The following is a 21,202-nucleotide window of genomic DNA, read 5'->3' on the forward strand; positions in this document are numbered from 1 at the left end:
ATGCGCAGCAGTGAAAGGATTATCCGGAAGAAGCAAAGCCCGGAACCGGTCCCTTGCACAGGGCCGCCATACCGGGCCCATACGGCACCAGGATCGCGACCGACGGGACGCGCTGCCGCCTCCTGCCGGACGGATCATTTTCCGCCGCGAGGAGATGACCATGCCCTTTACACCCCACCCGCCGCGTGTTGCCGCCCTTGTCGGCCCCTATACCAGCGGCAAGACCAGCCTTCTGGAAAGTTTGTTGTTGGCCACCGGCACCCTGCATCGCAAGGGATCGGTGCGCGATCATAACACAATTGGCGATTACAGCGCCGACTCCCGCGAACGCGGCATGAGCACCCTTCTGACCGTCGCCAAAACCACCTGGCTGGACGAAGAATGGCATTTTATCGATTGCCCCGGCTCGGTCGATTTCGCCCAGGACAGCCGCGAAGCCGCGATGATCTGCGATGTTGCCGTGGTGGTGATCGAACCCGACCCGGCCAAAATCATGACCGCCGCCCCGATCCTGAAATATCTGGACCGGGGCCGCATCCCGCATCTGATTTTCATCAACAAGGCCGACCATGCCGGGGTGCGCCTGCGCGATACGCTGAGCGCCTTGCAGGATATTTCCGACCGGCCCCTCGTCCTGCGCGAAATCCCGATCCGCGGCAATGACGGCACCGGCGAAGAAATCACCGGCTTTGTCGATGTCGTGTCGCAACGCGCCTATGAATATCTCGACAGCCATCCGTCCAGACTGGTCTCCCTGCCCGCCCAAATGGCGGAGCGTGAACAGCAGGCCCGCGACGGATTGCTTGAAACACTGGCCGATTTTGATGATGGCTTGCTGGAAAAAATCCTTGAGGATCAAACCCCCGCCCCCGATGAAATTTACGACAATCTGGGCCGCGATCTGGCCAATGATCTGATTGTGCCGGTGTTTTTCGGATCGGCCGAAAAGGATTACGGCATTCGCCGCCTGCTCAAGGCCCTGCGTCACGAAGCCCCCAATGCCGATGTCTGCGCCCAACGTCTGGGTATCGAGACAGAGGGCAATACCAATGGGGGCGAAGCCCCGGTTGTCCAGATTTTCAAGACCCTTCACCTGCCCCATGCCGGGCGGTTTTGTTATGGGCGGGTGTTATCGGGCATGGTGCAGGAAGGCGATGGCATCGGCGCGGACCGGATCAGCGGCCTGTGTGCCCTGTCGGGTGACAAAACCGAAAAAATCGCCAGTGCCGGCCCCGGTGCCATCATCGGCCTGCCGCGCATGGACAAGGCCCGCACCGGGCAGGCCCTTGGCCCGGCGGGGAAAATCATGGATGGCCTGTGGCCCGATCCGCTGCCGCCACTTTATGCCGTTGCCCTTCAGGTCAACACACCGGGCGATGACGTCAAACTGACCGAGGCCCTGCACCATCTGACCGAACAGGACCGCTCCCTTGACGCCCTGCATGATCCCCATACCGGGCAACTGGTCCTGCGCGGGCAGGGCGACATTCATCTGCAACTGGCACTGATGCAATTGCGCGACCGCTATCACCTTGATCTGTCAACCGTGCCGGTCCAGACCGCCTATCAGGAAACCATCCGCAAACCCGTACAGGTGCAGGGTCGCTATAAAAAACAGACCGGCGGCCACGGCCAGTTTGGCGATGTCAAAATCACCCTCACCCCGCAGGCCCGCGGGGCGGGCTTTACCTTTACCGACAAGGTGGTCGGCGGCACCGTGCCGCGCCATTATATCCCGGCGGTGGAAAAGGGCATTCGCGATGGCATGCGGTCCGGGCCGCTGGGCTTTCCGGTGGTTGATTTTGCCGTCGAACTCACGGATGGCTCCTATCATGCCGTGGACAGTTCCGATCAGGCCTTTCAGATGGCCGCCCGCATCGCCTTGCAGGACGGGTTGAAACTGGCCGACCCGGTGATTCTGGAGCCGGTAGACCGGATCATTGTGTCGGTCCCGTCCGAATTCACCTCCAAAGCCCAACGGCTGGTCAGTGCGCGGCGCGGCCAGATTGCGGGCTTTTGCGCCAAGGAAGGCTGGCAGGGCTGGGACGAGATCGAGGTGCTGATGCCCGCATCCGAAACCGGCGATATGGTGATGGAACTCCGATCGCTCAGCCTTGGCACCGGCTTTTTTGAACGCCGCTTTGCCCATATGCAGGAACTGACCGGCAAGAATGCCGCACAGTTGCGGGGTGGCCGAAACACCCCCAAATAACACCAGACATACTGTGATAGATTTGATCTATCCACATTCACCAAACTATTGATTGGATTATCTATTCGGGAAGAACGATAATCCCGTCATAATCCTTATGCGCCACCGCACCGGAGAAACACAGCATGAAAATCGATATTGGCATTACCGAAAAAAACCGCACCGAAATCGCCGAGGGCCTTGGCCGTTTGCTGGCGGATTCCTATGCGCTCTATCTGAAAACCCACAATTTCCACTGGAACGTCACCGGCCCGATGTTCCAGACCCTGCACACCATGTTTGAAATGCAATATACCGAACTGGCAACCGCCGTTGATGAAATTGCCGAACGCATCCGCTCGCTTGGCGCCTTCGCACCGGGCAGTTTTTCGGCCTACAAAAAACTGTCCTCGATCAAGGAAGAAACCGGCGTTCCCGCCGCCAGGGACATGATCAAACAACTGGTCGAAGGCCACGAAACCGTCATCAAAACGGCCCGTGCGCTTTATCCGCTCTGCGCCAGTTCGGACGACGACGCCACCGCCGATCTGCTGACCCAGCGCATCCAGACCCACGAAAAAACCGCCTGGATGCTGCGCAGCCTGCTGGAAAGCTGACCGGCCCCAACCGGCCCTACACCATCCCCCCGCAACGGCCCGGAATTTCCGGGCCGTTTGCCTTGGAAAACAACCGGAAAAAGTGAAGGGAACCCAGGGCCAGATCACTCAAACAATCAGAAAGTAACGGTTTTCAGGATTGGCTGGCCTGATCCTGTCCTGCGATCCAGTGGCCCAGAGACGGTGAAAGCCCGGTGTTCGGTTTTGAAGGAGGTCGCGCAAAACTCCCTTGCGACGCCCCTTTTGGAAACAGCCGAAATTGCGCAACGGCTTGCAGCGCGGCGGCTTGCACGGGATCAATCAGAATGCGGGGAATGTCGTTTTTGATTTCGTTGGCCAACCCGGCGATTGGGGCACCGGCAAGGATAAGCACGTCGGCATCACGGGCCGCGCGGCGGCAGGTGGCGACAAGAGGCTGTCGCAAATCCTCGGCCACGCCAGACAGTGTCTTGAAAGCCTCGTTTGGTGTGAAAATCCCGGCGAAGCGTCCTTCGAGACCGGCAAGGCGGACCTGTTCTTCAAACCAGGGGGCAAGATGCCTGCTAAAGGTGACGAAGGCAAACCGCCGCCCCAGTGACATGGCCATCATCATCGATGCCTCTGTCATGCCCGAAACAGGCAGGTCAAAAAGTTCACGCGCAGCCAGCAATCCGGGATCACCAAAGGCGGCGATGACGGCAGCATCACACTCTGCTTGCCTCTCGGCCAAAGTCTCCAGAACAAGCGCACCCGCTATCTGCGCCTCGGCGCGGGACGAGATATAGGGAAACCCCCGAGAAGCCGTCACAGGCAGGAGTGTGACATCCGGCGGCAGCACGGCGGATACAGACGCGACAAGCCGCCGGGTCAGCGCCTCCGTTGTGTTGGGATTGATCATGAGAAGGCGCATCAGTACCCCATTCGTTCCGGCAACCATGTCACGACGCCGGGAAATATCATACATAACAACAAGATGGCATACATCGCCACAATGAACGGCCAGCTTTCGCGCACCAGTTCACCCATCTTCACGCCGGTGATCCCGCACACCACAAACAGGATCACGCCCACCGGCGGTGTCAGCATGCCAATCACAAGATTGAGCACAAAGAGAAAACCAAAATGCAGCGGGTCTATCCCGTATTGCATCGCAATCGGGTGAAACAGCGGCACCAGCATGATGTAGGCAGCGTTGGATTCAAGGAACATACCAACAACCAGCAGCATCACGGCGATAAGACAAAGGAAAGCAAACGGGTTGTCCGTAAACCCCTGAAGCAGCCCTGCCAGCTTGAACGGCAGCATGTCGATGGTGAACAGAAATGTCACGGTCGAGGCAAAAGCAATCATCGCACCGACCAGCGCAGAAGTCTTGGCCGCCGTCAGCAGCACCTCGGGCAGATCGCTGAGTTTCAACTGCCGCGTGACGAAGAAACCAAGAAACAAGGAATAGCAGACACCGACGGCCGCACCCTCGGTCGCGGTAAAGGCTCCGGCGACGATCCCGCCGATCACGATAACCGGCATCAGAAAGACGACAAAAGAACGGCGCAGTTCCCGCAGGATGTTCCTGAGGGTGACGGGGTTGCCAGACAGGGGATAGTCACGCTTCCACGCGATTAACCAGCACAGCACCATGAAGGTCGCAAACAGGATCAGTCCGGGAATGACACCTGCCATGAACAGCCCGCCGACCGACACACTGGACCCTGCCATAAAGGCATAGACGATCATGGCCCCCGACGGCGGGATGATGGGCCCAAGATTTGCCGCTGCCGCAACAACCCCGGTTGAGAACCCAAGCCCGTATTGCTTTTTCAAGGAAGGTACGAGTGTTGATGACAAGGCCGAGGCATCGGCAACCGCCGCCCCCGAAACAGACGCAAGACCCGCGCCCGAGATAATTGCAACCTGCGCCAGCCCGCCGCGCATGCGCCCGATGAACGCATTGGCGAAATCCACAAGCCGGTCCATGATCCCGCCCTTGAGCATCAACTCCCCCGCGATCATGAAAAGCGGGATCGACATCAGCGGAAAGGAATTCACCGCATTCATCAAGCGCGGCGGCAGCACCAGCAGATCGAACCCGGCCATCCAAAGCCCGACCAGCGCCGAAACGCCAAGCGAAAACGCCAGGGGCATGCCCAGAAACGCCAGTACCAGAAACGTGCAAATGACGAAAAGGCTCATGTTCGGGGTTCCGATGTCCTGGGATCTGATGGGAACAGGGCCATCTGTGTCAGGTGAAGTGCTGCGTGCAGCGACCCAAGAATGACCGGAAAGAAAAAGACGCTGGACGTCATGTTGAGCACGCCCAGCCTCTCGGACCAGGTCACCATCGCCACGATGATCGAGGTCCAGAACACGATCAACATCATCACAGCCGCCAGTCCGTTTGTCACACGGGCAAGCATGGCGCGCAGGCGGACCGGGAACCGCTTGACCAGCAACTCGATCCCCACATGCGTGCCGTCCCGTATCCCCAGGGGGATGGCCAGAAAAATCGTCCAGACAAAGGCGATTCGCGACACTTCATCGGCCCAGTCAAATGAACTGTTGAACATATAGCGCGCGACCACCTGGGCGGAGACGACGCCAACCATCGCCGCCGCGCCAAATATCACAAGATGACGGGCGCCGGTATCGGCGCGCGTCAGGATCAATGTGAAAATACGATCCGCTTTCAAGGGATCACATGCCAAGCTTGGCTGTTTCGGCGTCCAACAGCTCGACAAGATCCGCATCAAGGCGCGACTTGGTCTCGGCAGCAACACCTGCGGTCTTTGCGCGAAGCGCTGCGGCCAGTTCGGGCGACACTTCCGAGTAACTCATCCCCTTTTCGATGAGCACACCAAGCCCGTCAGCATCCTGTTGGGCAGCCAGTTCGCGCTGATAGGTTATTGCGGTATCCATGGCTTCATGCACCATTGCCTGCGTCTCGGCATCAAGACCATCGAACCAGGCCTTGTTCCCCACGACAGAGATGAAATCAAAGAAGTGCCCCGTGTTGGAGACGTTTTTCTGGACTTCGGCGTATCCGGCCACGTTGATGATGGCAAACGGATTTTCCTGACCGTCGATAACGCCCTGCTCCAGCGCGGAATAAAGCTCTTTGACATCCATGGCAACGGGGTTGGCCCCAAGGGCGCGGAAAGTGGCCAGATGCGTTTCATTCGGTTGCAGGCGGATTTTGAGGCCTGCAATATCCTCGACTGTCACAATGGGGCGGACATTGTTGGTCAGTTGGCGGAACCCAAGCTCCATATACCCCATCGACTTAAGACCCTCGGTCGCAAGCTTGTCATCCAGCGCCGCACCGACCGGGCCATCCACGATGGCAAAGGCCGCTTTACGATCAGGGAACTGGAACGGCAGACCAACGACTTCCAGTTCCGGCACGGTGCGGGTGAGGTAGGCTGTGCCCACCCACATCAGTTCAATTGCCCCGGTCTTGACCGACTGCACGTTCTCGGCTGCACCGCCAAGCTGTTGGGCGGGGAAAATATTCACGTCGATTGCCCCGCCCGAAAGGCGTTCAAGTTCTTCCTCGAACTTGACCATCGCCAGCGACGAGGAATGTTCGGTGGCAAAATTGCCGGCAACGCGGATCACGTCTTGTGCCTGTGCCGATACGGCAAACAGGGCGAGTGCTGATGTTGTCAGAATTGTTTTAAAGACGGTCATGTCGGGTTACTCCAGGGGTGCGGGTGCGGTTGGGGACGGAGTCAGGTTTCGGCAAAGGCTGCGTCCGGCCCAAAGACCTTGGCAGTTCTGGCGCAGATCACCGAGGCAATCTCGGCCAGTGTTCTGATATGTTCTTCGACGGCAGTGGCACAAAGCCTCTGCTCGAAGGTTTCAAACAGTGTGTGCAGGTCTTCGACCTTGTGCAGGGCGATAATGAACGGATAGCCAAAGCGCGCACGATAGGCCGCGTTCAGGCGGGACAGTCGGGCCAGATCGTCAGCGGCCAAATTCAAAAGCCCAAGGCGACCCTGTTCACTTTGCGAGGCGGGGGTCATGCTGCCCTCCAGCGCTTCTCGCCCGGCCAGTTCCGGGTGCACCTTGAACATCGCAATACGGCGCGCGACATCCGCCTTGAGGATCGTCTCGACCAACGCCTCGGCCAAGGCTGCGTCCGTTTCGAAAGGCCGGGCATCAACCGTTGCCTCACCAACCCACCCCGACAATTCCACAAGCGGCGTCACCATTGCAATCGCGGTCTGGCGGGAGGCGGAATTGAGAACGTCCAGGGCGTGTGTCATAGGATATAAATCTCGGTTCTGGTTCTGTTAACCAAGACTAGTCTCGCTTTTGCATTACAATCCATGACATTATCAGCAACAAACCATTCTTGAAATTAGGTGGGCTGCATCGTGTCCCTTCACCTTACGCCGCGCGGACTACAATACATTGAAGCCGTGGCAGAGCATGGTTCAATCCAGGCCGCTTCCCGTTCTACCGGGATTGCCGCTTCTGCGATTGACCGCCAAATCAAACTGATGGAAGACCGGCTGGGCGTCCTGCTGTTTGATCGTATGACGACCGGCATGTCGATCACACCTGCGGGCGAGATGTTCGTTGTTCTGGCCCGGCGGTGGAAAGCAGATGAGAACCAGATTTTTTCTGATATCAAAAAGATGCAGGGGGTCGATCTGGGCCATATCCGCATCATGGCCATGGACAGTCTGGTCAATGGTCTGGTGCCACGTTTCCTGGCGCGGATGGCTGCCAACTATCCGCGCGTGCGGATCGATGTCGATGTGGGCACACCCGATGATGCCGTCAGCGCATTGGAAGACGGCAGGTGCGACATTGCGCTGGCGTTCAACCTTCGGCCACAGCGCGACTTGCACGTTGTATGGTCGACGGACCTGCCTCTCTATTGTGTGGTACGGCCGGATCATGCATTGGCCAGCAGCACAAACGTGACGCTCAACGATGTCAGGAACCATGCCAGCGTGGTTCAAAGCCGCGCCCTGCCGATCCGGCGAATTCTTGAGGCGCGCCACTCATGGATGTTCTCGGACGGCCCGCCGCAGGTCGTGACCAATTCCCTGCAATTGCTGAAACATCTGGTGGTGGAAGGAAACCACGTGGCCCTGACCTCGGAACTGGATGCCGCTCCCGAGTTGCTGGATGGTCGGCTGGTCGGGATTTCCGTATCGGGCATCAATATCCCGGCACAAAGCATCAGTATCGTCATCCATTCCCGGCGCGTCCTGCCACGCATGACGATGATGGTAAGCGACTTTCTGGCGGATGAAGCACAATCGCTGCTTGAGGCCGTTCGCACCAAGGCTTGATACCCGGGACACCCGGCATATCACAAAACACCTGTTGCCGCGTAAAAAGCCATGGCCCGCCTTGGATATCCAATCCCCGCACAATGCTCCACCCCCGCCGCAAAGCCACCGCTCCCGAACGCAATCCCGGTTCCGGCCCTCGCCCCGATCCCGAACCAAAGCCCGGTGCAAAACCGGTGCCATCCGGACACAATCCGGGCGCAATGCAGACGCATCTCGGGCATCCGCCGCCCCGGACCCACCCCGGGCAAACCCCGATGCACCGCCCCCACCGCAAGCCACCACACCCCGGACGCCCCGGCGCTGGTTCTGGCCCCGGTGCCGTCCGATTACATCCGGACACACTCCGGGCGCAAGGCAGGCGCATTTCGGGCATCCGCCGCCCCGGTCCTGATCCCGGACGCAAAGCCCGCCGCAACCCCGGAACCGTCCCGATGCCATCCGGGTACACTCCGGACGCACTCCGGGCACAAGGCAGACGCATTTCGGGCATCCGCCGCTCCCGGCCCCGGCTCCGATCCCGGACCAAATCCCGCTGCGAACCCGCCGCAACCCCGGCACCGTTCCAATGCCATCCGGGCAGACTCCGGGCGCACTCCGGGCGCATTTCGGGCGTCCGCCGCATCGGGTCCGGTTGGCGCGGGATGCAATTCGGGCGTTTGGCCGGTTACATCACCCGCGCCCTGCGCCCGGACTCCCCCGGATATCGGGCATATGCCGCCCGTTCCCTGTTCTCAAACCTGTCATCTCATCCTCCTGTGTTGCACATCGCCAAACGCAAAAACCCGCAAGGAATAATCCCTGCGGGTTTTGTGTCCGGGCGCATTTATCGCCTTGATTTTTCTGTTATGCCACAGCGAAAAGAACAAAGCAAGAACTTTTTTCAGAAAAAATGCATTTTGATTTTTTTCTTATCAAAGCATTGGTTTTACAAGAGTTTTCCAACGGATTTTCCCCGTTCACCTCCCGTTCACCGAGGCGTGACTTGCCCAAATCGCCTTTTGACGAAATGGTATTCCCAGTTTGAAGCAGGAGCACCCAATGCTGATTCGCCGTCAAAAAGGATGGGAAATTCCCGAGCGGGACGTCACCCCGCAGGCCCTCTATCGCAACCGGCGACAATTTCTGGGCGGCCTTGCCGCCGGCACCATCGGGGCGGCCGCCGCCACCCTGCCCGCCGGGCGGGTTCTGGCCCAGGCAATGGATCCGACCGCCGATCTGTATCCCGCCCCGCGTAATGAGTCCTATACCGTGGACCGGGCGATTGACGAAAAAGCCAAGGCCCTGACCTATAATAATTTTTATGAATTCGGGTCGCACAAATTCATTTCCGATGCCGCCCAGGCGATGAAAATCCGCCCATGGACCATCAAGATCGACGGCATGGTCGAACAGGAAATCGAAATTGATTTCGACGATCTGGTGCGCAAAATGCCGCTGGAAGAACGGGTTTATCGCTTTCGCTGTGTCGAGGCATGGGCGATGACCGTCCCCTGGACCGGCTTTCCGATGAAGGCGCTGGTCGATTTCGCCAAACCGTTATCGGGCGCAAAATATGTCGAAATGGAAACCGCCAGCCAGCGCGACACCATGCCCGGCCTGCGGCAATTCTGGTATCCTTGGCCCTATGTCGAGGGCCTGACCCTCGCCGAGGCCACCAACGAACTTTCCATGATCGCCACCGGCATTTACGGCGAAGCCATGCCCAAACAAAACGGCGCGCCCCTGCGGCTGGTCACACCGTGGAAATACGGTTTTAAAAACATCAAATCGATTGTGCGCTTTACCTTCACCGACAAACGCCCGGTCAGTTTCTGGGAACGGATTGCCGAAACCGAATATGGTTTCTGGGCCAATGTAAACCCGCAAATCCCCCATCCCCGCTGGAGTCAGGCCCAGGAACGCCTGCTGACCACCGGCGAAGAAGTTCCGACCTTGCTGTTTAACGGCTATGGCGATTATGTCGCCGATCTGTACAAGGATATGGACGGCGAAAACCTGTATATGTAGGGGCACACCAGCCCCTACAAACCCGACCCGTCATAATGCTGATAAATCCGGTCAAACGTGCCGTCCTCGCGCATGGCAATCAGGGCATTTTCCAGCCCCTCATAACGTTCTTCGGTAAAAAACCGCGAAGCCCGCGAGACCGCAATAAAGGACGGCTTCCCGTCCAGCACCAGACTCGCCTTGCGAATGGCAAAATTTTCGGGGCGCAACAAATGGCTGGCAAGCAAGGACGGCACGATCACGGCGCGCAACCGCCCCTGATCCAGCATCCGAAACAGGGTGGTATAATCGGTGGCCTCGATCCGGTCGATCCCAAGGGCCGTATCAAAGGCCAGATTGTGAGACGCCCCGCGCATCACCCCCACCGTCTGTCCGGCCAAATCGGACAAATCCAAAACATCCCCCGCCGATGCCGCAATATAAACCGCTTTGGGTTCGGCAGGCAGTTCGGCCTTCAGGAAATACATGAAATCTTCGCGTTCCGGCGTGCGGTTCGGTCCCAGCATCAGGTCGGCACCACCGGTTTCCATCAACAGCAAGGCGCGTCGGAACGGCACATTCTGATAGGTCAGTTGCAAACCGGTTCTGCGGGCGGCTTCTTCAAGGACGTCCATGTAAATACCGGAATAAACAGGGCGGCCATCGATTTCATCAAGTATCCGGTAAGGCGGCGCATGATTGACCGCAACCGTCAGTTCGGCGGCCCTTCCCGGCAGGCTGCCCGTCGTCAAGGCACCCGAAACCCCCAGCAAAAAGATCGCAATCCACCGTCCTGTGGCTGTCAAAAAAGCCTCCGCCCTGTCGCGTCATGCCGCCTGGAACCGGGAAATCCTGCACCCGAATATACAACCGGTAATTTTACAGGATATTGTTGCGAAACGTTAGAAAGAAAGACCCGTGACGCAATTTAATCAGGCAAGGCAAAGACAAGGCCCATCATGGTCCCTTGCGACGGCGGCCCTTGTATTTCGGACGGTTGGCCGATTTTGATCCGGGTCCGGCGCTGCCATCATCCTGTGGCGTCAGGTCGCGGGCCATCGGCCCGGCCTGTGACAGGCCCAGTTCCTGACTTTCCAGACGCTTGATTTCATCGCGCAAACGGGCGGCTTCCTCGAATTCCAGATCGCCTGCGGCCTGACGCATGCGTTTTTCCAGATCCTCGATATGGGCGCGCAAATTATGCCCGATCATGATATCGCCCGACACACCGGTATCGACCGTCACATAATCGCGTTCGGCAATGCTTTCGATAATATCGCGAATTTTGCTGCGTACCGATTCCGGTGTGATGCCGTTCGCAATATTATAGGCCGTCTGTTTTTCCCGACGGCGGCTGGTTTCGCTGATCGCGTAATTCAGGCTTTCGGTCATTTTGTCGGCATACAAAATAACCCGGCCATCCAGATTACGCGCCGCCCGGCCAATCGTCTGCACCAGCGATGTTTTCGACCGCAAAAAGCCTTCCTTGTCGGCATCCAGAATCGCCACCAGCGCACATTCCGGGATATCCAGCCCCTCGCGCAGCAAATTGATCCCGACCAGAACATCAAACACACCCAGCCGCAAATCACGGATAATCTCGATGCGCTCCAGCGTGTCGATGTCGGAATGCAGATAGCGCACCCGCACTCCGTTTTCATGCAGATATTCGGTCAAATCCTCGGCCATGCGTTTGGTCAGGGTGGTGACCAGCACGCGCTGCCCCTTTTGTGCGCACTCGCGGGCCTCGGCCAACAAATCATCGACCTGCGTTTCCACCGGGCGGATAATGCAAACCGGATCAATCAGACCGGTCGGGCGGATCACCTGTTCGGTAAACACCCCGCCGGTACGATTCATTTCCCAAGGGCCCGGGGTGGCGGACACAAACACGCTTTGCGGGCGCATTGCCTCCCATTCCTCGAATTTCAGGGGGCGGTTATCGACACAACTGGGCAGGCGAAACCCATGTTCGGCCAGCGTGAATTTGCGATTGAAGTCGCCCTTGAACATGCCGCCAATCTGCGGCACGGCAACATGGCTTTCATCGACAAACAGCAACGCATTTTCTGGCAGATATTCAAACAGGGTTGGCGGCGGCTCGCCGGGATTGCGCCCCGATAACCAGCGCGAATAATTTTCGATGCCCTTGCAATGCCCGACCGTTTCCATCATTTCCAGATCGAACATGGTACGCTGTTCGATCCGTTCCGCCGCCAGCAATTTACCCTCGGCCTGAAATTGCGCCAGACGGTCTTTCAATTCCTGTTTGATGCCATGCATGGCCTGCACCAAAGTCGGACGCGGCGTGACATGGTGGGAATTGGCGTAAACCGTCACCGAATCCATATTGGCGTATTTCTGGCTGGTCAGCGGATCAAACTCCACCAGTTCCTCAACCTCATCGCCAAACATCGAAACGCGCCAGGCACGGTCTTCGGAGTGGGCCGGGAAAATTTCCAGAACATCGCCGCGCACCCGGAATGTTCCGCGTGAAAAGGCGGCGTCATTGCGGGTATATTGCAATTCCACCAGCCGTTTCATGATCGCATTGCGGTCCACCTCGTCACCCACCGCAATGCGCTGGGTCATCTCAAGATAGGTTTCGACCGCCCCGATCCCGTAAATGCACGATACCGACGCCACAATGATACAATCATTGCGTTCCAGAATCGCACGGGTGGCCGCATGGCGCATCCGGTCGATCTGCTCATTGATCGAACTGTCTTTTTCGATATAGGTGTCGGTGCGTGCCACATAGGCTTCGGGCTGGTAATAATCGTAATAGGAAACGAAATATTCCACCGCATTTTCCGGGAAAAAGCTTTTCATCTCGGAATAAAGCTGTGCCGCCAGCGTCTTGTTGGGTGCGAGAACAAGGGCCGGGCGCTGGGTTTTGGCGATCAGATTGGCAATGGTAAAGGTCTTGCCCGATCCGGTAACGCCCAGCAACACCTGATCGCGCTCGTGATCCTCGATCCCCGCCAGCAATTCGGCAATCGCATGCGGTTGATCCCCGGCCGGTTCGTAATCCGTCACCAGCTTGAATTCCCGCGATCCATCAACCGGCGGGCGGCGTTTAAGCAATATATCGGGCAAAATGTTCATGGCAGATAGTTATAAGCCAACAATCCCGAACCGCAAGCCCGCCCCTGACAGTTTGCGTCAGAAGATGTCAGCAGAACGTCATCAAAAAATTCGGAACCGGCCACCCTGATTGGCGTTGAAAAAGCGATATCGTTGCAAAACCGTATGAGGGGGCCGGAAAACATCCCAAAGAACCCGCAAAAACCCCGAAACCACCTTGAATTGCTTTAAAACCGGGCGTAGGGTCCGAACCGAAAGAGCTGACATCTTTCCATGTATTTTTATTCCAGGGAAACAGACCAATGGCGTTTATTGCCGACCGTTTGAGCCGTATTCAACCCTCTCCGACCATTGCCGTCACCACCAAGGCCGCTGAACTTAAGGCCGCTGGCGTGGATGTGATCGGCCTTGGCGCGGGCGAGCCGGATTTTGATACCCCCGACAACATCAAGGCCGCCGCCAAGGCCGCCATTGACGCCGGACAGACCAAATACACCCCGGTCGCCGGCACCGTTGCGCTGCGCAAGGCGATTGTCGCAAAATTCAAACGTGAAAACGATCTGGAATACACGATTGACGAAATCACCGTCGGCTGTGGCGGCAAACAGACGCTGTATAACGCCCTGTTTGCAACCCTGAACCCCGGTGACGAAGTGATCATTCCGGCCCCTTATTGGGTGTCCTATCCCGATATGACCCTGATGTCCGAAGGCACCCCGGTGATTGTCGAATGTCAGGAAGAAAATGACTTCAAACTGACCGCCGCCGAACTCGAAGCCGCGATCACGCCGAAAACCAAATGGCTGGTGCTCAATTCCCCGTCCAACCCGACGGGTGCGGCCTATTCCGCCGCCGAATTGCGCGCACTGGCCGATGTGTTGCTGAAACATGATCATGTCTGGATCATGTCCGACGACATGTATGAACATCTGGTCTATGACGGTTTCAAATTCACGACGATCGCCCAGATCGAACCGAAACTGAAATCGCGCACCCTGACCTGTAACGGCGTATCGAAATCCTATGCAATGACCGGTTGGCGTCTGGGCTATGCGGCGGGTCCGGTTGCCCTGATCAAGGCGATCAATATGGTGCAGTCGCAGACCAGCACCCATACCTCGTCAATCAGTCAGGCCGCCTCGGTCGAAGCCCTGAACGGTCCGCAGGATTTTCTGGCCGAGCGTGCCGAAGTCTTCAAAACCCGCCGCGACCTTGTCGTCAAGGCGATCAATGAATGCGAAGGCCTGACCTGCAAAAAACCCGAAGGTGCGTTTTATGTCTATCCGTCCTGCAAGGGCGTGATCGGCAAGAAAACCCCCGATGGCAAGGTCATCGAAACCGACAGCGATTTCGTAACCTATTTGCTGGAAGCCGAAGGCGTTGCTGCGGTTCAGGGAACGGCCTTTGGCCTTGCCCCCTATTTCCGCATTTCCTACGCCACCTCGACCGAAGCCCTGACCGAGGCGTGCAAGCGCATCAAACGGGCCTGTGCGGCGCTGAAATAGTCAACAGCTTGCGCGTGAAAAAACTACCCAAAGCCCGGCCTTGCGCCGGGCTTTGGCGCATTGACAGAGTGTGTTGTTTTAGAAATAAATAAACCCGCACCGAATAACCGAAAAAGAGGCGCATTTTGACCGACGATTTTTTTGTCACCGTGGACGGCGTGCGCCTTGCCTGTCAGAAAATCACCCCGCCCGAAGCCCGGCCCGATGCCCCCGTGATCGTGTTTCTGCACGAGGCCCTTGGCAGCATCCGCATGTGGCGCGATTTCCCAAAAAAGCTGGCCGCGGCCACCGGGTACCCGGTTCTGGTCTATGAACGGCGCGGACATGGGAGATCCGACCCGCATACGGTTATCCCGCGCCCGATTGATTTCCATAACGAGGAATCAGACCGTTTTTTGCACGGGCTTTTGACCGCGCTTGCAATCAAAAAACCAATCCTGTTTGGCCACAGTGACGGGGCGACGATTGCCCTGAAATATGCCGCGCGATTTCCGGACAATGTCTGCGCCGTGATCAGCGAAGCCGCCCATGTAATGGTCGAGGATGTGACGGTTGCCGGAATCACGGAGGCGGCCAAAACCTATGCCGAAACCGACTGGAAATCTCGGCTGGAACGCCATCATTTCGATCAGACGGACGATGTGGTACGCGCATGGATCGACACATGGACCCAACCCGCCTTTCGCGACTGGAATATGACCGGCGACCTTGCCGCCATCACCTGCCCGATACTGGTTATTCAAGGCGAAACCGACCAGTTCGGCAGCATCCGGCAGGTGGAATTGATCTGTTCCCATTCCGGCGGCCCGGCAACACCCCTGATCCTGCCCGATTCCGGCCATATCCCACATCTGGAACAACCTGATGCGGTGATTGCCGCCAGCACCGTTTTTTTAGACGGCCTTTCCATCACCTGACGGGCGGATTAGCGACATATGTAATGCAACCGGTTAAAGCGCGCCCGAAGGCCTGCAACGTCGGGGGCGATAATTTCGGAGTTTTCGATCATCAGAGCACGGGCGATCAGGCGGGCCAGTTCCGGCGTATCCGTTACGTCCACGCCCCAGCGCACCAGTTCCGGCGTGCCTATGCGCAGACCGTTCATATCACCCGCAACCGGTGGCAGCGGCAGGCCAATGCCGCAAGCCAGAAACCCGGCCTTGCGCAGGGTTTTGGAAGCCGTCTGTCCACCCCCATATGACGCCGCCATGATCGCGAACTGGTGCGACATGGTAAAACCACGGTCCTTGCCAAATACCGGAATGCCTTCATCGTCCAGTGCGTGGGCCAACGCCACAGCGACATTCACCATCTTTTGCGCATAAGCCGCGCCATATTCGCGCCAGTCGATCATTGTCAAGGCCAGCGCGGCAGATTTGGCGACGTCAAAATTTGCCGTCATGCCCGGAAAGGCAATGGTATCGAGATTGCGCGCCAGTGCGGCGTCATTGGTAACAATCAGGCCCCCTGCCGGACCGGCAAGGCTTTTATAAGTGCTCATGGTCATCAGATGTGCGCCTTCGGCCAACGGATTGGGCCAGACCCCACCCGCAATCAGCCCACATTGATGGGCGGCATCAAACAACACCAGCGCCTCGACATCATCGGCAATCGCACGGATTTGTTTCACGGGATGGGGAAACAGATTAAGGCTGCCGCCCACCGTAATCAGTTTGGGGCGGACTTGCTTTGCCAGATCGCGCAAACCGTCCAGATCAATCGTATAGCCATCGGCATCCACCGGGGCCTCATGAATGATCAGTCCATAAAGCCCGGCGCAGCCGCCATTGTTATGCGTAACATGCCCGCCAATGGCCGCGGGCGGCACAATGATCACATCACCCGGCTGGCAGATCGCCATAAAGCTATACAAATTCGCCATCGCGCCGGACGCCACCCGAATTTCAGCATATCCGGCATCGAAAATTTCGGCGCACAACTCGGCGGCGATTACCTCAATCTCCTCAATTGCCTCCAGCCCCGTTTCATATTTATCTCCGGGATAGCCCAGAGACGGACGAGATCCCAGACCGGAAGCCAGCATCGCCTCGGCCCGCGGATTCATCACATTGGTTGCCGGGTTCAGGTTGAAACATTCCTGTTCATGGATCACGCGGTTGCGCTGCGCCAAACCTATAATCCGACTGGCAATATCCGTCCCGGTCGCGACCGACGTCGCCCCGGCATATTTCTGAATAATATCTTCGCAGGCCTGCGGCACCCAGGAACGACGTACAAGATGGTTCATAATCTTCTCCCCGATGATGAAGCCCCCAGCAGATCAAAAAACCCGCTGTCACGCAAATCAGTTTTGCTATAAATTACCCGTAGAAAAACTATGCTAAGGACAATTCATGCCCGTATCGCCACCCCGGCCCAAAGGGCCGCCGTTAAACGCCCTGCGCGCCTTTGAAGCCGCAGCACGTCTGGGCGGCTTTGCTGCCGCTGCCGATGAATTATCGGTCACCCCCGGCGCAATTGCCCAGCATGTCAAATCGCTGGAGGCATGGGCAGGTACTGATCTGTTTGAACGCCGATCCCAAGGTATCGCCTTAACCCGGCTGGGTGCACAGGTGATTGAAAAACTCAGTCTGGCTTTTGATCAGTTGGGTAACGCTGTGCAGTCCCTGCGTGCGCTGGCCGCACCCGGCCATATCAGTATCGCCGCCCTGCCCTGTATAGCGCAATTATGGTTATCGCCCCGGTTGCCGGCGATCCGGTCAGCTTTGCCCCATATCGGCATTTCGATCACTGCCCTTGAACAAATGCCCAATTTGCAGCGGGAACCCTTTGACTTGTGTATTTTTTACCAGACATTGCCGATCGATCCGGGCGCGATCATCCTGTGTGACGATGACATTTATCCGGTATGCACCCCGGCTATCGCTCATACCCTGAAATCCCCCACCGATATTGGCAATGCGGTTTGTTTGCATGACAGCACATGGTCAAGCGACTGGGCGTTATGGCTTGAATCCGCCTGCCCGGATGTGGCGGTTCAGACAAAGGGGCCGGTATTTTCCCTTTATAGTCTGGCGCTGGAAGAAGCCCGCAATGGTGCTGGAGTTTTGATCGGACATGACGCGCTGGTGCGCCCGCATCTTGAAAGTGGCGCACTGGTCGCCCCTTTTGCCACCCGACGTCGGCTGAATCGCGCCCTGACGATCACGCGCTCCCGGGTCTTGCGCGATAACCCGGTATTGCAACAGGTGGTCGAGCTGTTGCAGGCATAAAAAATCCCGGCGATTGCAAACCGCCGGGATGATCTCAAATTGAAGACCGTTTTTATGCCGACAGCGCGGCTTCGGCATCCAGCACAGCCGCAACCGCATGCAGGACCGAGGCAATGCGCACGGCATTCTGCACGACTTCCTTGTTCAGGCCCGCCTGTTTGAGGATTTTTTCGTGGGAATCAATGCACATACCACACCCGTTAATCGCCGATACCGCCAGCGAAAACAGTTCAAAATCGGCCTTGTCGATGCCCGGCTTGCCGATGATGTTCATCCGCAGGCGGGCAGGCATCGTGCCATATTCCTTTTCCGACACCAGATGCACGAAACGGTAATAGATGTTGTTCATGCCCATGATAGCAGCCGCACCCTTGGCCGCCGTGATCGCATCATCGGTCAACTTGCCTTCGGCTTCGGCGGCAATCGCGCGCAACAATACGCCATTGCGCGACGCATAGGCACAGGCAAGGGCGGTGCCATAAACCTGCTGGTCGGTCATGCCCGGATTGTTAAACAGACTGCCAAGATTCAATTTCAAATCCTTGGCGTATTCCGGCAGGGCATCCTTGATTTCAGCAATAGTCATGAAAAACATCCCGTTTTCAGGAAAGACAATAAGGACGGTCCGGGCAATTCGGGGCAAACCAGATCAATGCCCGGACCGTAACATCAGAAACCCGCAGAAAGATTAGAGGGTTTCTTCACCCTGTTTCCAGTTGCAAGGGCACAGTTCGTCGGTCTGAAGCGCGTCGAGAATACGCAGGGCTTCCTGCGGATTACGGCCAACCGACAGATCATTGACCTGAACATGGCGAATGATGTTGTCCGGATCGACGATGAAGGTCGCACGCAGGGCAACGCCTTCACCTTTGGCGATGATGCCAAGGGCCGATGCCAGTTCTTTTTTCTCGTCGGCCAGCCAGACGAACGGGCTGTCGGCAAGGTCTTCATGGTGGGTGCGCCATGCGGCATGCACAAAGTCGGTATCGGTTGAAGCACCAAGCAGAACGGCATCACGGTCTTTGAAATCGCCATTCAGATCACCATAACCGACGATTTCGGTCGGGCAGACAAAGGTGAAATCCTTCGGCCAGAAGAACAAAATCTTCCATTTGCCTTCAAAAGACTGATCGGTAACCGGTGCAAAGCTGTCCGGGGTCTTGCCCGAAACACCAGTCAGATTAAATTCAGGAAGCTTGTCACCAACTGTAAGCATCGTATTGTCTCCTAACGCTTGTTTGTTTTAAATCCCGATCCCGGCCCCCGACGGGCCAAACCTGATATAGTTCGCACATGCAAAAAATCCATATCGCAGTGGCGATTAGTAAATAATTGCGTTACCAATGACCAATTAAATAAATCTGGAAAGACGATAGGAAAAATCGATGGCCGCACAGCCAAGCATCAAACAGCTGAAATATCTGGTGGCCCTCGCGGAAACCGGCCATTTTGGCCGTGCAGCCGAGTCCTGTTTCATCACCCAGCCCAGCCTGTCTTCGGCGATTAGCGAGCTTGAAAACCTGCTTGGTGCGCAATTGGTGGAACGAAACAAACGTCAGGTTCTGATCACCGCGCTTGGACAGGAAGTTGTGCTGCGGGCGCGAAGCATCCTGCATGATGTGGATGAACTGGCCCTGATGGCCCATGCTGCCAGTGAACCGCTGGTTGGACCTGTCCGGTTCGGGGTGATCCCGACCATCGGCCCCTATCTTTTGCCCGATGTGATTGGCCGCCTGCGCACCGGATTTCCGAAATTGCAGCCTTTCCTGCGCGAAGATCAGACCGGCAAACTGATCGATCTTTTGCTGGCAGGGAAACTCGATATTGCCCTGATCGCCCTGCCGATCGAGGAAAACGGGCTGGAAGACATGGAACTGTTTGAAGACCGGTTTGTTTTCGCCTGTTCGCCGGACAATCCACTGACCAAAAAGAAATTTATTGATATCGATGATATCAAGGATGAAAAACTTTTGCTGCTGGAAGACGGTCATTGCCTCCGCGATCAGGCACTGGAAATCTGCCATCGCGCCGGATGGAGCAAATCGGCGAACTTTCAGGCCAACAGCCTGTCAACGCTGGTGCAAATGGTTGCCGCCGGGATCGGATCGACCCTGTTGCCGGAAATGTCACTGGAAGTCGAGGCGCGCCGACGCGATTCGATTGCGACATTGCCGTTCCGCAATCCGGTGCCGGTGCGCCGTATCGGCCTTGTCTGGCGCAGAAGTTCCGCCCGCAAGGGTGAATATCGCAAGCTGGGCAATTTTTTACGAAGTGCGCTGCATCCCTGCCGGGCAAGTGACGTTGCCTGACTGACCGGCGCAGATTGGCGTTTTCAAACGGAACCGACGGCCAATGTTACCCATCAAGGACAATAATCCGACCACCATCACGCCATGGGTGACATGGGCGCTGATCGCCCTCAATGTCGTAGTTTTTGTCGCCACGGTCACATTGGGACCGCACGGATCGTTTCGGGTCAGCTTGCAATATGGTGCGATCCCGGCGGTTTTGTTCGGGCATGTCGATATGCCGCCGCAATTGGCCGTTTTTCCCGGCGGAATGGAATTCTTCAGCATTTTTACCGCGATGTTCCTGCATGGCGGCTGGATGCATTTGGGCGGCAACATGTTGTATCTGTGGGTGTTTGGCAACAATGTCGAAGACGCCATGGGGCATCTGCGGTTTCTGGTGTTTTATTTGCTGTGCGGGGTTGCCGCCGCCCTTGGCCATGCTCTGGCCGATACCACATCTCAAATCCCGATGATCGGCGCATCGGGGGCGCTGGCCGGGGTTTTGGGAGCGTATTTTCTGCTCTACCCCAAGGCCCGCATTCTGGTGTGGTTTTTCTGGGTTCTGGTTTTTTATGTTCCGGCGGTTTTCGTTCTGGGGTTCTGGATTGTCATGCAATTTGTCAATCTGGGCAGCGGGGCCGATGACGGTATTGCGTGGCTGGCACATATTGCCGGTTTTCTGGCAGGTATGGCGCTAATCCCGTTTTTCAAACACCGCAATCTGCCGCTGTGGCAGGGTGGCCCCAAACAACAGCCAGCCTTTGGCGTCTGGCGCCCCGGACGGCGTGGCCGTGCAACAAGCAATCCACCGCCACCCTGGGCCCAGGCCTATGAACAGGAACGCGCCGCCCGCCATCAGAAAATGCGGCAGGGCGGTTTTGGTCCGTGGGGCAAGGCCCAAAACCCGACCCCAAAACCCGGCATTGGCGTGCCAAAGGTTGCCCTTGTGCGTCCGCAAGGCGATGATGACGAAACTGCATCCTGATATCGACAAACCGATATCAAAG

The 21,202-nt window shown here is 57.3% G+C and carries 19 protein-coding genes; 9 read left to right on the top strand and 10 right to left on the bottom strand.

Annotation, left to right across the window (positions count from 1 at the left end; all coding sequences use genetic code 11):
• Positions 1 to 160 precede the first annotated feature (160 nt).
• Positions 161 to 2,212: an elongation factor G gene (locus Q8O73_RS03540; RefSeq protein ID WP_371135035.1), complete on the top strand. Its 2,052-nt coding sequence runs from the start codon at positions 161 to 163 to the stop codon at positions 2,210 to 2,212.
• 125 nt (positions 2,213 to 2,337) lie between these two features.
• Positions 2,338 to 2,808: a Dps family protein gene (locus Q8O73_RS03545; protein WP_305555061.1), complete on the top strand. Its 471-nt coding sequence runs from the start codon at positions 2,338 to 2,340 to the stop codon at positions 2,806 to 2,808.
• 133 nt (positions 2,809 to 2,941) lie between these two features.
• Here the strand turns inward: Q8O73_RS03545 and Q8O73_RS03550 are convergent, their stop codons facing one another.
• The 5 genes from Q8O73_RS03550 to uraD are packed head-to-tail and all read right to left on the bottom strand — an operon-like array spanning position 2,942 to position 7,049.
• Positions 2,942 to 3,697, bottom strand: a complete 756-nt coding sequence (locus tag Q8O73_RS03550; RefSeq protein WP_305555064.1) for an aspartate/glutamate racemase family protein — start codon at positions 3,695 to 3,697, stop codon at positions 2,942 to 2,944.
• Positions 3,697 to 4,977 carry a TRAP transporter large permease gene (locus Q8O73_RS03555; RefSeq protein ID WP_305555067.1) on the bottom strand — a complete coding sequence of 427 codons (1,281 nt, stop codon included), beginning with the start codon at positions 4,975 to 4,977 and terminating at the stop codon, positions 3,697 to 3,699. Before Q8O73_RS03555 ends, Q8O73_RS03550 begins: the two co-directional genes overlap by 1 nt.
• On the bottom strand, positions 4,974 to 5,474 hold the full coding sequence (locus tag Q8O73_RS03560) for a TRAP transporter small permease (protein WP_305555070.1): 501 nt from the start codon (positions 5,472 to 5,474) through the stop codon (positions 4,974 to 4,976). Before Q8O73_RS03560 ends, Q8O73_RS03555 begins: the two co-directional genes overlap by 4 nt.
• A gap of 4 nt (positions 5,475 to 5,478) precedes the next feature.
• Positions 5,479 to 6,471 (bottom strand): TRAP transporter substrate-binding protein, encoded by a 993-nt coding sequence (locus tag Q8O73_RS03565; protein ID WP_305555073.1) that lies wholly within the window; start codon positions 6,469 to 6,471, stop codon positions 5,479 to 5,481.
• A 41-nt stretch (positions 6,472 to 6,512) separates the two neighbouring features.
• Positions 6,513 to 7,049 (bottom strand): 2-oxo-4-hydroxy-4-carboxy-5-ureidoimidazoline decarboxylase, encoded by a 537-nt coding sequence (gene uraD / locus Q8O73_RS03570; protein WP_305555076.1) that lies wholly within the window; start codon positions 7,047 to 7,049, stop codon positions 6,513 to 6,515.
• Between the two features lie 99 nt (positions 7,050 to 7,148).
• Here uraD and Q8O73_RS03575 point away from each other — a divergent pair, with 99 nt between their 5' ends.
• Both Q8O73_RS03575 and msrP read left to right on the top strand, forming a co-directional pair.
• Entirely contained in the window at positions 7,149 to 8,090 is a 942-nt protein-coding gene (locus tag Q8O73_RS03575) for a LysR family transcriptional regulator (protein WP_305555079.1), read from the top strand.
• 1,041 nt (positions 8,091 to 9,131) lie between these two features.
• Positions 9,132 to 10,100 (top strand): protein-methionine-sulfoxide reductase catalytic subunit MsrP, encoded by a 969-nt coding sequence (gene msrP, locus Q8O73_RS03580; protein WP_305555082.1) that lies wholly within the window; start codon positions 9,132 to 9,134, stop codon positions 10,098 to 10,100.
• A 14-nt stretch (positions 10,101 to 10,114) separates the two neighbouring features.
• Here the strand turns inward: msrP and Q8O73_RS03585 are convergent, their stop codons facing one another.
• The gene (locus Q8O73_RS03585) at positions 10,115 to 10,885 is read right to left on the bottom strand and encodes an ABC transporter substrate-binding protein (RefSeq protein WP_305555085.1); all 771 of its coding nucleotides are present in this window, start codon (positions 10,883 to 10,885) and stop codon (positions 10,115 to 10,117) included.
• 151 nt (positions 10,886 to 11,036) lie between these two features.
• Positions 11,037 to 13,187, bottom strand: coding sequence for an excinuclease ABC subunit UvrB (gene uvrB / locus Q8O73_RS03590; protein WP_305555088.1), 2,151 nt, complete (start codon positions 13,185 to 13,187; stop codon positions 11,037 to 11,039).
• 281 nt (positions 13,188 to 13,468) lie between these two features.
• Here uvrB and Q8O73_RS03595 point away from each other — a divergent pair, with 281 nt between their 5' ends.
• Together Q8O73_RS03595 and Q8O73_RS03600 are read left to right on the top strand one after the other, a co-directional pair.
• On the top strand, positions 13,469 to 14,671 hold the full coding sequence (locus Q8O73_RS03595) for an aspartate transaminase (RefSeq protein WP_305555092.1): 1,203 nt from the start codon (positions 13,469 to 13,471) through the stop codon (positions 14,669 to 14,671).
• Between the two features lie 125 nt (positions 14,672 to 14,796).
• Positions 14,797 to 15,588 carry an alpha/beta fold hydrolase gene (locus tag Q8O73_RS03600; protein ID WP_305555094.1) on the top strand — a complete coding sequence of 264 codons (792 nt, stop codon included), beginning with the start codon at positions 14,797 to 14,799 and terminating at the stop codon, positions 15,586 to 15,588.
• A gap of 8 nt (positions 15,589 to 15,596) precedes the next feature.
• Here Q8O73_RS03600 and glyA read toward each other — a convergent pair whose 3' ends face one another.
• Complete coding sequence (gene glyA, locus Q8O73_RS03605) at positions 15,597 to 16,919, bottom strand: serine hydroxymethyltransferase (RefSeq protein ID WP_305555097.1); 1,323 nt, start codon at positions 16,917 to 16,919, stop codon at positions 15,597 to 15,599.
• Between the two features lie 106 nt (positions 16,920 to 17,025).
• On the opposite strand from glyA, the gene Q8O73_RS03610 reads away from it, so the two are divergent.
• Positions 17,026 to 17,904 carry a LysR family transcriptional regulator gene (locus Q8O73_RS03610; RefSeq protein WP_305555100.1) on the top strand — a complete coding sequence of 293 codons (879 nt, stop codon included), beginning with the start codon at positions 17,026 to 17,028 and terminating at the stop codon, positions 17,902 to 17,904.
• A 52-nt stretch (positions 17,905 to 17,956) separates the two neighbouring features.
• On the opposite strand, the gene Q8O73_RS03615 is transcribed toward Q8O73_RS03610, so the two are convergent.
• Together Q8O73_RS03615 and Q8O73_RS03620 are read right to left on the bottom strand one after the other, a co-directional pair.
• The gene (locus Q8O73_RS03615) at positions 17,957 to 18,490 is read right to left on the bottom strand and encodes a carboxymuconolactone decarboxylase family protein (RefSeq protein ID WP_305555103.1); all 534 of its coding nucleotides are present in this window, start codon (positions 18,488 to 18,490) and stop codon (positions 17,957 to 17,959) included.
• 102 nt (positions 18,491 to 18,592) lie between these two features.
• Positions 18,593 to 19,120 carry a peroxiredoxin gene (locus Q8O73_RS03620; protein WP_305555105.1) on the bottom strand — a complete coding sequence of 176 codons (528 nt, stop codon included), beginning with the start codon at positions 19,118 to 19,120 and terminating at the stop codon, positions 18,593 to 18,595.
• Positions 19,121 to 19,289: 169 nt separating this feature from the next.
• Between Q8O73_RS03620 and Q8O73_RS03625 the strand changes: the two genes are divergently transcribed.
• Positions 19,290 to 20,213, top strand: coding sequence for a LysR substrate-binding domain-containing protein (locus Q8O73_RS03625; protein WP_305555108.1), 924 nt, complete (start codon positions 19,290 to 19,292; stop codon positions 20,211 to 20,213).
• 43 nt (positions 20,214 to 20,256) lie between these two features.
• Positions 20,257 to 21,180, top strand: coding sequence for a rhomboid family intramembrane serine protease (locus tag Q8O73_RS03630; RefSeq protein ID WP_305555111.1), 924 nt, complete (start codon positions 20,257 to 20,259; stop codon positions 21,178 to 21,180).
• Positions 21,181 to 21,202 lie beyond the last annotated feature (22 nt).

The sequence above is a fragment of the Thalassospira sp. genome, from assembly GCF_030690045.1.
Lineage (GTDB): Bacteria > Pseudomonadota > Alphaproteobacteria > Rhodospirillales > Thalassospiraceae > Thalassospira.